This is a genomic window from Komagataeibacter diospyri, from assembly GCF_006538165.1.
GTDB lineage: Bacteria > Pseudomonadota > Alphaproteobacteria > Acetobacterales > Acetobacteraceae > Komagataeibacter > Komagataeibacter diospyri.
The window spans coordinates 133676-148069 of sequence record NZ_BDLU01000037.1 but is presented as its reverse complement, the minus strand read 5'-3'; the positions used below and the strand labels follow the sequence as shown (position 1 = coordinate 148069).

At 63.2% G+C, this 14394-nt stretch carries 11 protein-coding genes; 1 reads left to right on the top strand and 10 read right to left on the bottom strand.

The annotated features are described in order from the left end of the window. Window positions 1-91 precede the first annotated feature (91 nt). From MSKU9_RS09235 to MSKU9_RS09190, 10 genes are all read right to left on the bottom strand, one after another. The gene (locus tag MSKU9_RS09235) at window positions 92-778 is read right to left on the bottom strand and encodes a PqiC family protein (RefSeq protein WP_141261124.1); all 687 of its coding nucleotides are present in this window, start codon (window positions 776-778) and stop codon (window positions 92-94) included. After that, the gene (locus tag MSKU9_RS09230; RefSeq protein ID WP_141261122.1) at window positions 775-1740 is read right to left on the bottom strand and encodes an MlaD family protein; all 966 of its coding nucleotides are present in this window, start codon (window positions 1738-1740) and stop codon (window positions 775-777) included. The genes MSKU9_RS09235 and MSKU9_RS09230 overlap by 4 nt, the downstream gene beginning before the upstream one ends. Next, window positions 1740-2552 carry an ABC transporter ATP-binding protein gene (locus MSKU9_RS09225; RefSeq protein ID WP_141261121.1) on the bottom strand — a complete coding sequence of 271 codons (813 nt, stop codon included), beginning with the start codon at window positions 2550-2552 and terminating at the stop codon, window positions 1740-1742. The genes MSKU9_RS09230 and MSKU9_RS09225 overlap by 1 nt, the downstream gene beginning before the upstream one ends. 5 nt (window positions 2553-2557) lie before the next feature. After that, window positions 2558-3694, bottom strand: coding sequence for an MlaE family ABC transporter permease (locus MSKU9_RS09220; protein WP_141261118.1), 1137 nt, complete (start codon window positions 3692-3694; stop codon window positions 2558-2560). 206 nt (window positions 3695-3900) lie between these two features. Continuing rightward, window positions 3901-4974, bottom strand: a complete 1074-nt coding sequence (locus MSKU9_RS09215; protein ID WP_141261117.1) for a hypothetical protein — start codon at window positions 4972-4974, stop codon at window positions 3901-3903. Continuing rightward, on the bottom strand, window positions 4971-5705 hold the full coding sequence (locus tag MSKU9_RS09210) for a 2OG-Fe dioxygenase family protein (RefSeq protein WP_141261115.1): 735 nt from the start codon (window positions 5703-5705) through the stop codon (window positions 4971-4973). Before MSKU9_RS09210 ends, MSKU9_RS09215 begins: the two co-directional genes overlap by 4 nt. Beyond that, entirely contained in the window at window positions 5698-8253 is a 2556-nt protein-coding gene (locus tag MSKU9_RS09205; protein ID WP_227002437.1) for a mechanosensitive ion channel family protein, read from the bottom strand. The genes MSKU9_RS09210 and MSKU9_RS09205 overlap by 8 nt, the downstream gene beginning before the upstream one ends. A gap of 186 nt (window positions 8254-8439) precedes the next feature. After that, window positions 8440-9033 (bottom strand): RDD family protein, encoded by a 594-nt coding sequence (locus MSKU9_RS09200; RefSeq protein ID WP_141261113.1) that lies wholly within the window; start codon window positions 9031-9033, stop codon window positions 8440-8442. 114 nt (window positions 9034-9147) lie between these two features. After that, on the bottom strand, window positions 9148-10383 hold the full coding sequence (gene argJ / locus MSKU9_RS09195) for a bifunctional glutamate N-acetyltransferase/amino-acid acetyltransferase ArgJ (protein ID WP_141261111.1): 1236 nt from the start codon (window positions 10381-10383) through the stop codon (window positions 9148-9150). A gap of 100 nt (window positions 10384-10483) precedes the next feature. Next, on the bottom strand, window positions 10484-11365 hold the full coding sequence (locus MSKU9_RS09190; RefSeq protein WP_141261109.1) for a peptidylprolyl isomerase: 882 nt from the start codon (window positions 11363-11365) through the stop codon (window positions 10484-10486). A gap of 283 nt (window positions 11366-11648) precedes the next feature. Between MSKU9_RS09190 and secA the strand changes: the two genes are divergently transcribed. Then, entirely contained in the window at window positions 11649-14390 is a 2742-nt protein-coding gene (gene secA, locus MSKU9_RS09185; RefSeq protein ID WP_141261108.1) for a preprotein translocase subunit SecA, read from the top strand. Window positions 14391-14394: the final 4 nt, after the last annotated feature.

Here is a 14394-nt window from a genome sequence, read left to right as displayed (position 1 = left end):
TTCCCCATTCGTGCGGGGCGGATGCCGCAACCCGGCCATTTCCCTGATCCTGCCAGACCGGGACAGGACTGGCTCCCGTCCCGCTACAGGGTCAGTTGCTTGTGTGGCGGTGGAACGTCATGGCGGTCTGTGGCGTCGCTGTGCCGGTCGTGCTGGGCCAGCTTGCCTCGATCCGGTCGCTCAGTTCATTCAGCAGGTTTTCGGTCACCTTGGCAATATTGGCATTGCTGCCCGTATTGCCCTGCGTGACGATGGTGGTGCGGTTACGCAGGATGGAGGCGCGCGAATCCTGCGGAATGATGGCCCAGTCTGCATTCAGGGCGGCCTGGCCGTCGCGGCTGACATCAAGACGGCTGATATTGAGCTGCAGCCGCCATGTCGGCCGGTCAGGCTGGCTCTGGTCGGTTACGAACAGGTGCGGCCATTTCTGCGCCAGCCGCGCCGTGATCAGGTCGGTCGCACCCACCGACAGGCGGCTGGCCCAGCGGCCCAGCCCACTGCGTTCGATCTCGTGGCCGTTGCGCACCATGATGTCCTGACTGTCCAGATAGTCGGGCATGCGCGCGCGTTCGACCTCGATCACGGGCGTGCTGTCCGTGATGGGCATGGTGGCGGTGCTTTCCGCGCCGACGGCCACGGCGGGCGCGCCAAGGGTATAGAAGCGCACCGGGGCGGAGGAACAGGCCGACAGCACAACCGCCGACAGCAGCAGTCCGCCCCCTGCCCGCAGGGCCGGATACAAACGGGAAAGGGAGACAGCGGGCTGGCGCGTTTTCATTTATTGCGTCCCATCAGCAGAAGTTGCGGATTACTTTCGACTTCATTGGCGAATCCGCGCAGCCCGTAACCAGCTTCCATAATATCACGCATCGTATCGTCCAGATTGAGCCTGTCACGTGATTGCGGGTCGGTCAGCGTTCGCAGGCTGGCAAGGGTTTCATGCGCCTGTGTCATGGTCTGGCGGGTACTGGCGATCAGCGTCAGAAGCTCCGCCCGCCGTGCGGCGAACTGCTGGCTGTTGGTGGCGATCAACTGGTCCAGCTTGTTGATGGTGATGCTGGCGCGGTTTTCCACATCTGCAATGGCAGTACGGATGTGGGTGACCGCCGCGTCACTATGTACGGATGTCTCGCGGATACTGGCGATCATGCCCGGCAGGTCACGGTTCATGTCTTCCGCCAGCTTGTGGATGCTGGCCATAGCGGTCTGCAGATCATGATGAAGCTGCTGGACGGATATGGCGACCAGCGAGGTTTCCATCTGCTGCAGCGCCGTCTGTCCCATCGGTATTTCCGTCAGGTCCGTGTCCACCAGTCCCGGGTGCAGCAGGGCCGGTACGTTGGGGGCAAGGTCAAGGTCAAGCTCGGTCTGTCCGGTGACAAGGCTGTGCAGCGACATTTCCGCCCGCAGCCCGTTGGCGATCAGTTCGGACAATGGCGGCAGGTCGCTGCGACCGGGCGCATGGTCGGGATCAAACAGGATATAGACCGGCATGTAGGTGTGATGGCTGGCCGGATCGACCTTGACCGTAATGCGTTCGACGGCACCCACCGGCACGCCCCGGAAATTAACGGGGGAGCCGATGTCCAGCCCGTTGGTCGGGCTTTCAAAAATCACCAGTGCCTCGGTGGTGCGACCGGGCAGGGGAAGCGATCCCTTTACGCCCAGTATGACGAGCGCAATGGCCGCAACCCCCAGCACGGCTGAACCGATCAGCGTCTGCCTGCCGGGCATTGGCATTACCCGTTTCCAGCGGGGCTGGAACTGTCCAGCTGTTCACGGTGCATGAAGGCATGAACCATCGGATCGGTGCAGTGGTCGCGCAGCCAGCGTGGTGATCCGTGGGCAATGGCGGTTTTCTGGTCGGCATCAAGGAAGATGCCATCATCAGCGATGTGGAACAGGCTGGACAGTTCATGGCTGACGATGATGATCGTCGCCCCCAGCCCGTCGCGCAGGTTCAGGATCAGTTCATCCAGGCGGGCGGACGTGATCGGGTCCAGCCCGGCGGAGGGTTCATCAAAAAACAGGATGTCAGGGTCCAGCGACATGGCGCGCGCGAGGCCCGCACGCTTGCGCATGCCGCCACTGAGTTCGGACGGATACTGGTCAATGGCGTGCAGCATGCCCACCAGCCCCAGCTTGAGTTCCACAAGCTGGCGGATCACGTCCGGTTTCAGCTTGGTGAACATCTGCATGGGCAGGGCGACGTTTTCGCCTACCGTCATGGAACTCCACAGCGCGCCACTTTGGAACAGGACGCCGAAACGCCGCCCGATCCGCACGCGGCTGGCGTCATCGCCTGCCCAGTAATCGTCCTTTTCCACCAGGTAAGTGCCATGGGTGGGACGCAGCAGGCCGATCATGCTCTTGAGCAGGGTGCTCTTGCCGCAGCCCGACCCGCCCATGACCGCAAAGATGCTGCCACGCTTTACGCGAAAGGATACGTCGTGCTGGATCACCTTGCTGCCGAAGGCCAGAGTCACGTCATCGACGGAAATCATCACCGGGCGGTCATCGGTGGAGGGCATCTGGGTATTCGTATCATTCATGACGGTCAGATCCCGATGACATTGGCAATAACCGCGAAAATCGCATCCAGCGCGATTACGCCCACAATGCCCACGACCACGGCCTTGGTCGCGGCAATGCCCACGTCGGCGGCGCTACGTCCGGCCTTCAGCCCGATGCGGCAGCTGGTCAGGCCGACAAAGGTGCCGAACACGAAGCTCTTGATGAAGCCGAAGGTGAACTGGTCCAGCGGCAGCGCCTGGATCGTTTCATGGAAGTAGCCCAGCGGCGACACATCCAGCATGATGTAGGACACGAAGAACCCGCCCAGCATGCCGATAAGGCACCCGTACAGGTAAAGCAGCGGCATGGTGAAGGCGAGTGCCAGCACCGAAGGCAGGATCAGGTAACTGGAAACCGGGATGCCGAATACCTGCAGCGCGTCGATTTCTTCATTGGCCTGCATGGTGGAAATGCGCGCGGCATAGGCGCCACCGGTGCGCCCGGCCATGATGATGGCGGTCATGACGGCGGACATCTCGCGCACCATGGCGATGGCCACAAGGCTTGCGACATAGATGTCGGCCGCGAATTTATGCAGTTCCACCGAACCGACAAAGGCAAGGATCGCGCCCACCAGAAAGTTCACCACGCCCACGATCAGCAGCGCCGCAGGCCCCGCCGCATTCAGGTCGGACATGAGGTCGACGGTGCGCATCATCCCGCGCCCGACCAGTGAGGCCAGGCCACCACGGGCTGCGGCCGTCCCCATTTCGCTGACGCAGCCGACCTCGTTCAGGGTATCGAGCGTAAACTGTCCCACTGCCGCCACCGGCGCGAAATGGTGGGAGGGTGGAGGCGTTGGTTCGGGTGGGATTTCAGGCAGCAGGTCCAGCAGCTTGTGCGCGGATTCCGGCAGGGTGTTGGTATCGACTTCCACATGGGCTTCACGCGCGCTGCGCTTGAGTTCCCACAGGAAGCTGATGAGCGAGGTATCCCATCTGCCCAGCTGGTCGGTGCGGAATTCAACCGGCTCACCGTGCGGCACATCCTTCAGTGCCTCGGCGGGAAAGGCGGGGGTACGTCCTTCCTGTGCAATCCAGTTCCCTGACAGTGTGACAAGGGTCCGGTTCGCCTCGGGCTGAAGATGCCATTGCGGCGCACCATTGACGGACGTATTCACCAGCCTCTCCAACCTCAGTGCCGCAACCTATGCCTGCCCGGTCACGGGGGCGGCATGCACAGAACGATCCCCGTCCACGTTACATGGATGCGTCGCGCATGCGTATGGCGGGCATCCCATGGTATTCTGTTTTCCATACCAGATGACCCGCCCGGCACAAGCCCCGCCGGTGTGGAGGCTCCGCGATGGCAACGCATGGCTTTGGGTTACTGCCGGTCCGTATCGGGCACGCCGCGTGGGTCATGCAGTATATCCAGCGCTGGATCCGCAACCGGCCTTCCCTGCACGACAGCCGTGATATCCGCCACCAGCCGCCGTGCCACCGGAAGTCGGTAATGCAGCGGATCCCAGAAATTATCGCGGTTTTCCGTCAATGGGCTGTCATGGTTGAAATCAAGGGCGATCACGTTGGGCCAGTGGGCCGCGATCCTTTCTACCCCTAGCCTGCATGCCTGCAGCCGGGTTGCGGCGATACCGCCTGCCGTTCCGTGCAGGAAAGCGGACGCAGGCGCAAACCACAGGATGGGGATGGTGGAAGCAGGCATGCGTCCGACCATTGAATCCAGTAGCGCCATGGTGGCCGGTGGCGTGGCGGCCATGCCCGGTGGGGCGGGGGTGTTGTCAGGTGGCGTCCAGTGGTCGAAGGCGGCCTGCACCCGGCTGCGCAACTGGTCATAGCGGTTATCGGGCGGCACGAAACTGGTGTAGCCATCCAGACCGAAACGCTGGGTTTTCAGCCCCACCAGCCACAGGAACTGGTTGGCCGCTTCCTGCAGGGCATACAGGCTGGCCATGTGCAGGTAGCCGGTCCATGCGGGGTGGCCATACATCCATTCCGGCCACGGGCGGTTGGGGGATGTCAGGCTGCCGGGGCGTTCATGGCACCAGGCGGCGTCCACATCGATCATGACAATGCGCGGGGTGGGGTGGGCACGCAGGAAGGTATCGAGTTCGCGCGCCTGTTCCCACGGGCTGGCGCTGTTCATGGCCATGTTCAGGAAATGGGTGCCCAGTGCGCGGTCCATCACGACGGGCTGGATCAGCCTGCTGGTGGATGTACCCAGCATGACGGAATCGAAGCGCGGGTTACGCGCCAGCGCGGGCATGGTGTAGCGGGCGTTGGATGTAATGGGAATGCGTGGCAGGCAGGGGGAAAAGGGCAGTACGTCCCACGGGTCAACCGTTACGATGAACAGGTAAAGGCCGCCGCCCACCACCAGCATGGTTCCCAGCGCAAGCCGGCAGAACTGCTTCCATGCGCCAGGGCGCGCCCGCGTCATTGATGGCGGAATGTTACGACCAGTACGTCACGATAGGCCGGTCGCGCGGGATCAAGGGGCTTTACCGCCGTCACCCCGTGATAGACGCGGTTGTCGTTGACCACCGCCGTATCCAGCGGTTCATCCAGCATGAAGCTGCCTACCATGGTGCGCTGCAGGTCATGGATCGCGGTTTCGCCCGACATGACGTTCTCGCGCCGGATCATCACGACCATGACCCAGTCCACGCCGTCACGGTGCAGCCCTTCCGGTGTGGGCTGGCCGGGACTGTCATCCAGCGCCTCGATACGGAACTGGTGGATTTCGGTATGCCATGTATCAGGCATGCTGGCCGGATCGGTCAGGTCCGCCACGATCCGGTGCATGAGCCGCAGGATGGCGACCAGTGCGGGGTGTGCGCCCACTTCCGGTTCCACCGCGCGGAACCAGCGTTCGATCCCGCCATTGAGTTCGTTGTAATCACGGCTCTGGTAATGGGGCTGGTGTTTCTTGCGCTGGATGCCGTCGTCGCTGATGGAAAAAGTGGCATGGCGGCGGCGGCGGTAACGCCCGCCATCCGCCATGTAGCGGTCCAGGCCCAGCCGGTTCCAGCTGGCGGCGAAGCTGGCCCAGTCCCGTAGGCCATACTGCTCCAGCAGGGGCCGCATCTCCCCTGCCGGCACGAAGGCGTAGCCATCCGTGCGCAGGGGCGATTCCAGTCGCGCCAGCAGCGTGGGCGTGCCGTCAGCCATGGGAGGGTTCATCGCCCTTGGGGCTGGTTGCATCCCTGCCGTCGCTGTCATCCGGGCTGGGGGTGGCAGGTTTGGACGCATCAGGCTGCGCGTTGTGCGCAGCGAGGATGGCTGCGGGGTTTTCCTCCATGTTCATCTGCAGGGCGCCCTTCGGGCCATTGGCCAGCAGGTTGAGCGAAGTCGGAATCGGGAATGCGACCTTTTCCTTCACCATGCGCGCGCCAAGACGGGCATAGTATTCACGATAGACCTTCCACTTCGCTCCCGCCGCCGTGCGGATGGAGCCAAGGAACTTGGCCCCGTTCCCATCAGCCTGTTCGACACCAAGGAACGAGAAGTCGGACTTGATCAGCGGGCCATAGACGGGGTCCTTGCGCAGCACGGACAACTCGTCCTTCAGGATCGCCGCGACCCGGTGCGGATCTTCCGTCAGGTCCAGCATGAAGCTGACCACCACAAGGTTGTAATCACGTGAGGTATTGGCGATCGACGTGACGGAGGAGAACGGGATGATATGCAGGTCCCCGTTGATCGCGCGCAGTCGCAGGGTGCGGATCGACAGGTGTTCCACCGTACCCGCGACACTGCCCGCGGTGACCCAGTCACCCACCTGCATCGCATTTTCCACCAGCATGAAGAAGCCGGTGATGAAGTCCTTGACCAGACTCTGCGAACCGAAGGCGATGGCCGCACCCATGATGCCCGCACCGGTCAGCAGCGGGGCGACGTTGATGCCAATCTGCGACAGCGTGGTCACGGTCACGATGATGATGATGAAGGTCAGCAGCACCGTGCGGATGATCGGCAGTACCGTGCGCAGCCGGGTGGCGCGGGATGCCTGGTCCGATGTCTCGAACCGGGTAATCTGGTTCTGCAGCGTGGCGTTGGCCACTTCCCACACCACGATGGCGATGGTGTAGGCGATCATGACCGTCAGCATGGCCCCCACGATCTTGGTGCCCAGCGAACCATGTACGAAGAAGCGGATGGCGGGCAGGCCCCATGACTGCAGCAGCAGCACGACGGTCACGAATGTCAGCAGCACCGACAGCGCGCGCCGCGCGATGGGGTAGTAGTAGTCCACGCGGGCCTGCAGGCCGGGATAGCGCTTTTCGGTCGCTTCAGGCACATGGAAGATCTTGTTCTGCACGCTGAAGGCCAGCACGGACAGCAGCCGTGCGCCAAGGATGACCACAATGGTCAGCGACAGCGTGCGCAGGATCCAGGCATAGCCACCACGGATCTGGGTGGCCCAGACCAGCCACAGCGCGAAGTCGAAGAACATGGCCGGAATCCACCAGAAGCGGACCATCTTGCCCACGAAGATCCAGAACGGCTTTTCACGCAGGCGGCCCGAGGGCTGCAGTGCCGCACCCACATGGTGGCGGATGCGCCAGATGAAGATCGCGATCAGGATATGTTCGATCAGCACCACGGCGCGGATGATGGCTTCCGTGCCGCGGGCGGGCATGTGAAACACGCCACCCAGCGTGGACAGGCAGACCACGATGGACGGGGCCGCGACAAGGAAGTTCCACCACCGCGTGACCATGCGCGCCGTCGCGTCCGATGCACTGCACAGGCGGATGGTGGGGGAGTGCGGGACGAACACCGTCTCCAGCAGCAGGTAGATCACGCGCGCTATTACGTACGCGTTCGTCAGCGTGATGGTGACCATCGCGGCCTGATGGGTGGAGGTGAACAGCGCGGATGCGCCATAACCCAGCCCGCAGAACAGGGCGACCGGCAGCAGTTTGATCAGCAGGTGCAGCAGTGAATAGGGAATGCGCGTGATGATGCGCAGCGTTTCATGCTGCTGGCGGTCATCGTTCTGGCGTGCCTGTTCGGTCTGCTGTTCGGCCTGTGCATCGGCGGTGGTGGCGGGCGGCGGGGCAGGCTGGTTCTCATCCGCCTGGTCTTCCCGCTTCAGGCGCTGGTTCAGGCGCTGCTCGGTCGCCACTGCGCGCGCGGTGACACCCGCCAGCGGCTTGCGCATGGCGATGGACAGCGCGCGTTCGGCAACAAGGGCGAGGATGAAGATGATGCTGGCGCGACCCATCGCATCCAGCAGGATCCGGCGTGAATCCGCATTGGACAGGATGGAGTGAACCCACCGGCCCACAAAGGCCAGATCCTTGAACAGCCCCATGAAGTTCTGGCCCTGCTGCAACGCGATGTCGCGTATGTGGGTCAGTTCGCTCATGGTTTCGCTGCTGATGCTGTCGGGTTCAAGCGACACATCGGCAGGGGCGGCTTTTTTCGCGGGGGCCGCAGCAGCCGGGGCTGGTTGGGGCGCGGGCAGCCCCTTGGCGATGGCGTCAAGGGTGCGGGTGAACTCCTCGCGCTTCTGCGGGTCGTTCATGACCGACAGTACCTGCTGCGCCTGCTGGCTGGTTATGCCCTGCGGGGCTGCGTCGGTATCCGCCGCGCGGGCCTGCATGGCCCATGGCAGTAGTGCCAGCATGAAGGCCGCCAGCAATGTCAGGATACCGCCCCGTCTGGACCGGGTTGGGGCGGAATGGACCGTTGTCGCGTAATGGGCCGACATGCGGATTGTTCACCTCCTTGGAAAATCAGGAAACCCGGCGCAGCGTCAGGTTCCCCGCCGTAACACCAAAACGCCCGCGCGCATTCCTGCGCGGGGCGGACCGTCATGCTGCGGGAAAAACATTCAATATCAGAATAGAAGGCCGAGCGAGGCGGGAAGGTTGCATTTTTGCCATGTTTTTTTGTGTCAGCCACCCCATTGCGGTGGCGGCGGGGCAGCGGCCCGTGCCTCGCGGCGGATCACGCAGGTGCCCGCCAGGATGTCATGCAGACCCTGCTTGCGCTGCGTCCACATGACCATGAGGAAGCCCACCCCACAGATCAGCGCCGACAGGTATTTGCCGAAATACCGCCCCGCCGCGCGCAGCAGCGTGATGCGGTTGCCATACAGGTCGGTCACGCGCATGTTGCACATGATCTTGCCCGGCGTGGCCTGCAGGGATGATGCCTCGAACACGATGTAATACGCGGCGGGCAGCAGCAGGGTAATCAGTTCGAACAGCCCGTTGCCGTTCCAGTGCAGGTGGGGCGTGCTGGACAGGATGGTGTAGTCTGCGGGCTGGATATAGGAGATGCGGTAGTCGCCCCCGCTGCCCCCCGTCGATTGCGGGTCGAATATCGAGATCGACAGGCTGGGCGGTACCAGCAGCATGCCCAGCAGGCCGAGCACCGCCCATAGCACGATGGAATCGATCACATAGGCCACGACCCGGATCCAGAACCCCCCATAGGTCCAGACGTCCTGTGGGGTGGAAGCAGGGCGGAAAAACGGGTTTGTCATGCAGGCGTTTCCTGTCTGGCAGACGTGGTGGGTATACCCGGACAGCAATGCCATCGCTGCGTGCGCAACGGAACAGGAAAAACGGCCTCCCCTCAATCAGGTGCCCATTATTGCCTAGCTGCGGTAGGAACCGTTGATGTCGATATAGCCGTGCGTCAGGTCGCAGCCCCATGCCTGCGCCGTGCCGTTGCCAAGTCCCAGGTCAATGGTAATCTCGATTTCCTGCCCGCGCATATGCGCGACCACGGGGGTTTCATCGTAATCGGGCACAACGGTGCCATTCTGGGCGATCCATGCTCCGCCAATGCCGACCGACAGCGTATCACGGTTGGCGGGTTCGCCACATTTGCCAACCGCCATGACGACGCGGCCCCAGTTGGCGTCTTCCCCCGCCACGGCCGTCTTGACCAGCGGGGAATTGGCGACGGCCATGGCCACGCGGTGGGCCGATTCATCGGATACGGCGCCGGTGACGGTGATGTGCATCATCTTCGTCACGCCTTCCCCGTCGCGGATCACCAGCAGCGCCAGTTCCAGCAGCAGGGAATCGAGTGCATCGCGGAAATCCGCCAGGTCGGTCGACTGTGCATCCCCGATTTCCGCATTGCCTGCCTGTCCGGTGGCGAACAGCAGGATCATGTCGGAGGTGGATGTATCCGAATCCACAGTGATGCAGTTGAAGCTGCGGTTGACGCCATCGGCCAGCAGGGACTGGATCACGCTGGCGGGCAGCTTCGCATCAGTTGCGATGAAGGACAGCAGGGTCGCCATGTCCGGTGCCACCATGCCGCTGCCCTTGACGATGCCCTGGATGCGCACCGTCGTCTCACCAATGCGTGCCGTGCGGGTCGCGGCCTTGGGAAAGGTGTCGGTGGTCATGATGCCACGTGCGGCGTCCGCCCACCCGTCATCGGACAGGGTGGCGTACAGGCCGGGCAGGGCGGCTGAAATCTTCTGATAGGGCAGGATTTCACCGATCACGCCGGTGGAGGCGAGGAAGACCTCGCTCGCGGCACAGTTGACCAGACGTGCCGCATCAGCTGCATTGGCCTGCGTCGCCTCGAAACCGGCGCGGCCGGTAAAGACATTGGCGTTCCCGGCATTGACCACCAGAGCACGCGCACGGCCATCGGCCATCGCGGCGCGGCACCAGTCCACCGGCGCGCCGGGGCATTTGCTGCGGGTATACACGCCTGCCACCGTCGTGCCTGGCGCGAATTCCGCCATTACCAGATCGGTCCGCCCCTTGTAGCGGATGCCTGCCGCTGTTGCACCAAAACGCACGCCCGCCACGGGCGGAAGGTCAGGCATTGACCGGGCAAGGGGGGAGACGGGCAGGGCATGGGCCATGGTCAGTCAGGATCCTGGGATGACAGCGGGAAACAGGGAATGAATATAATAAGGGCGCGGGCGGGAATGCGGTTGCATGCCCACCCGCGCCACAGTCCGGTCAGTGGGCAGCGGGCTGTTCAGGCAGCGGCTTGCCATCGGGGCCGAAGCGCACGACCTTGACCTGTGACAGGGCGTTGCTGACGGCCTTCTGCACGCCTTCCTGGATCAGCTTCTGGCGGATCTGGTCGCGGGTTGCATCCAGCGTGGGCGTCGGCGCGGTGCGCTTGCCCAGCACCTGAATCACGTGCCAGCCATACTGGGTATGAACCGGGGTCTGGCTGAAGGTGTTGGGCTGCATGGCCGATGCCGCATCCCAGAAGGTCGGTAGCATGTCGCCCTTCTTGAACCAGCCAAGATCGCCGCCATTCTGCTTGGCCGACCCGGGGTCCTTGGACAGCTTGGTGGCCAGCTGGCCGAAATCGGCGCCGCCCTTGAGCTGCTTGATGACGTCGTTGGCCTCGGCCTCGGTCTGCACCAGAATATGACGGGCGTGGATTTCTTCCGCGCCCGGCTTGTTGGCGTAGTTCTTGTCGTAATACGCCTTGACCGCATCATCGGTCAGCGTGGGGGCGACCTGTGCCGACAGATACGCATTCTGCAGCGCATTCTGTGCCGCCTGCTGCATCTGCTGCTGGACGTCGGGCTGCTTGTCCAGCCCGGCCTTGGCGGCTGCGACCTGGATGGCGCGCTGGTCCACAAGCTGGTTGAGCAGGATCGGCACGATGATGTTGTCGGGCAGCTTGCGCAGCTGCTCGGGCATCGTGGCCATGGCCTGCCGCACGTCATTGAGGCGGATGTCCTGTCCGTTCACGCTGGCGAGGAGCGGATTCTGGTCCGCCGTGGCCGGCGCGCCCGGCTTGGCCGCCGCGGGGGCGGGCGCCGGGGCGGGTGTCGCCGCGAATGCAGGAGGGATGATGAAAGAGGAAGCAAGCAGGGCCATCGTTGCGACAGCCTTTGCCGGACTGATAGTCCGCATGTGCAAAAAACCCTAGTTATGAACGCGTTCGGCAGGCATCATGGCGAAGGGTGGCCCGGCCTGCAAGGGCCGGATGCGATATGGCCGTTTTCCCCCGCTTTTGCCACGGCGCTGCGGTCCATCGGTTGACCGTTGGCGGCGTGGGTCCTATCTCATGTCTCCGCGCGAGAATTTTATCCGCCAAGCCTGCCCCCGCCCCCGCCGGTCCGTCGCGGGCGTGCGGGAATGCCATTCCGGGAAGGTCTTCATGTTCGCCAGTATTGCCCGCGCCCTGTTCGGAACCGCCAATGACCGGGCGCTGAAATCGTACCAGCGGCGCGTGCCCGCGATCAACGCGCTGGAAGCCCAGGTCCAGACGCTGGACGATGCCGCCCTTGCCGCCAAGACGCCCGAATTCCGTGAACGCCTTGCCAAAGGTGAAACGCTGGATGCCCTGCTGCCCGAAGCCTTCGCCGTCTGCCGCGAGGCCTCGAAGCGTGTGCTGGGCATGCGGCATTTCGATGTGCAGCTGATTGGTGGCATGGTCCTGCATGATGGCAAGATTGCGGAAATGCGCACCGGTGAGGGAAAGACCCTCGTCGCGACCCTTGCCGTCTATCTCAGCGCGCTGGCGGGTAAAGGCGTGCATGTCGTGACCGTCAACGACTACCTGGCCAGCCGCGACGCAGACCAGATGGGCAGGCTGTACGAATTCCTTGGGCTGAGCGTGGGCGTGGTCGTGCCCAACATGCCCGAGGACGAGCGCCGCGCCGCCTACCGTGCCGACATAACCTACGGCACCAACAACGAATTTGGCTTCGACTATCTGCGCGACAACATGAAGTACCGCGTGGAAGACATGGTCCAGCGGCCCTTTCACCATGCCATTGTCGATGAAGTCGACTCGATCCTGATCGATGAGGCGCGCACCCCCCTCATCATCTCCGGCCCTGCCGAGGACAGTTCCGACCTGTACCGTGCGGTGGACGAAGTGATGGTCGCCCTGGTGGCTGACCCGGAGGCGTATGAGAAGGACGAGAAATTCCGCTCCGTCATCCTGACCGAAAAGGGCGCGGAACAGGTGGAGGAGCTGCTGCGCGGTGCTGGCGTCCTGCACGAAGGCGGCCTGTATGACAGCCAGAACGTGGCGGTGATCCACCACGTCCAGCAGTCTCTGCGCGCGCATACGCTGTTCACCCGTGATGTCGATTACATCGTGCGCGGTGGCAAGGTGGTCATCATTGATGAGTTCACCGGCCGCATGATGGAAGGCCGCCGGTATTCGGATGGCCTGCACCAGGCGCTGGAAGCCAAGGAACATGTCGAGGTCCAGCAGGAAAACCAGACCCTGGCCTCGATCACGTTCCAGAACTACTTCCGCATGTATCCCCGCCTGTCCGGCATGACCGGCACGGCCATGACGGAAGCCGAGGAATTCGCGGATATCTACAAGCTCGACGTAATCGAGATCCCGACAAACCTGCCCGTCGCGCGCAAGGACGATGATGACGAGGTCTACCTGACCGCACGGGAGAAATACGAGGCGGTCGCGAGCCTTATCAAGGATATCAGCAATACATCCGGCCAGCCGGTGCTGGTGGGCACCACCTCGATCGAGAAGAGCGAATACCTCTCGTCCCTGCTGCGCCAGCATGGCATCAAGCATAACGTGCTGAACGCCCGTTTCCATGAACTCGAGGCCGAGATCGTGGCGCAGGCCGGGGCGCCGGGCGCGATCACGATTGCGACCAACATGGCCGGGCGCGGCACGGACATCAAGCTGGGCGGCAATGTGGACATGCTGATCCATCAGCGCCTTGCCGGAATCGAGGATCCGGACGAACGCGCCCTGCGCGAGCAGGAACTGCGTGAGACGGTGGCCCGCGATCACGATATCGTGCGCAAGGCGGGTGGCCTGTATGTCATCGGCACCGAGCGGCACGAAAGCCGCCGTATCGACAACCAGCTGCGTGGGCGCGCGGGTCGTCAGGGCGATCCGGGCAATTCGCGCTTCTTCATCTCGCTTGAAGATGACCTCATGCGCATCTTCGGTACCGACCGCATGGGCAACATGCTGCAGAAGCTGGGCCTGAAGGAAGGGGAGGCGATCGTCCATCCCTGGATCAACAAGGCCCTTGAGCGTGCGCAGAAGAAGGTCGAGGCCCGTAACTTCGACATGCGGAAGAACACGCTCAAATATGATGACGTGATGAATGACCAGCGCAAGGAAGTCTATGCCCAGCGCCGGGAATACATGGCGGCGGAGGATGTCTCCCCCATCATCACCGAAATGCGTGAAGACGTGATCCATGACATGGTGGCCCGTCGCATTCCCGAAAAATCCTTTGCCGAACAGTGGCTGAAGGATGAACTGGCGCAGGATGTGCAGACCACGCTGAACCTGACCCTGCCAATCGCGGAATGGGCGAAGGAAGACGGCGTGGACGCCACGGTCGTCGCCGAACGGATCGAGCAGGCGGCCGCCCAGTCACAGGCCAGCCGGGCCGCCAATTTCGGACCGTCCGTCATGCGCTATGTGGAAAAACAGGTGCTGTTGACCACGTTTGACGCGGTATGGAAGGAACATCTGCTGGCGCTGGACCAGCTGCGGCAGGGCATCGGCCTGCGCGCCTATGGCCAGAAGGACCCGCTGAACGAGTTCAAGCACGAGGCGTTTGAGCTGTTCCATGCCATGCTTGACCACCTGCGGGTGCGCGTGACGTCAACCATGGCGCGGGTGGAAATGGCACCGCCGCCGATCGACAACCCGTTTGCCGGTGTCGCCGAAATCCATTCCGACCCGGAGGTGCCGGGGCTGGAGAACGAGCCGGGACCGGGGCTTATGCCCGACGCGACGGGCAGCCAGCCGGACCCGTCCATGGCGACACCCATTGGCGGGGCTGCGGTCATGCCTGATGACCCGTCCAGCTGGGGCGAGGTCTCACGTAATTCGCCCTGCCCCTGCGGGTCAGGCAAGAAATACAAGCACTGCCACGGGCGGCTGGTCTGACCAG

Excerpts from the sequence above, each read along its gene's own strand:
- MSKU9_RS09235 (WP_141261124.1), bottom strand. The coding sequence starts at position 778 with ATGAAAACGCGCCAGCCCGCTGTCTCCCTTTCCCGTTTGTATCCGGCC.
- MSKU9_RS09230 (WP_141261122.1), bottom strand. The coding sequence starts at position 1,740 with ATGCCAATGCCCGGCAGGCAGACGCTGATCGGTTCAGCCGTGCTGGGG.
- MSKU9_RS09225 (WP_141261121.1), bottom strand. The coding sequence starts at position 2,552 with ATGAATGATACGAATACCCAGATGCCCTCCACCGATGACCGCCCGGTG.
- MSKU9_RS09215 (WP_141261117.1), bottom strand. The coding sequence starts at position 4,974 with ATGACGCGGGCGCGCCCTGGCGCATGGAAGCAGTTCTGCCGGCTTGCG.
- MSKU9_RS09210 (WP_141261115.1), bottom strand. The coding sequence starts at position 5,705 with ATGGCTGACGGCACGCCCACGCTGCTGGCGCGACTGGAATCGCCCCTG.
- MSKU9_RS09205 (WP_227002437.1), bottom strand. The coding sequence starts at position 8,253 with ATGTCGGCCCATTACGCGACAACGGTCCATTCCGCCCCAACCCGGTCC.
- MSKU9_RS09200 (WP_141261113.1), bottom strand. The coding sequence starts at position 9,033 with ATGACAAACCCGTTTTTCCGCCCTGCTTCCACCCCACAGGACGTCTGG.
- argJ (WP_141261111.1), bottom strand. The coding sequence starts at position 10,383 with ATGGCCCATGCCCTGCCCGTCTCCCCCCTTGCCCGGTCAATGCCTGAC.
- MSKU9_RS09190 (WP_141261109.1), bottom strand. The coding sequence starts at position 11,365 with ATGGCCCTGCTTGCTTCCTCTTTCATCATCCCTCCTGCATTCGCGGCG.
- secA (WP_141261108.1), top strand. The coding sequence starts at position 11,649 with ATGTTCGCCAGTATTGCCCGCGCCCTGTTCGGAACCGCCAATGACCGG.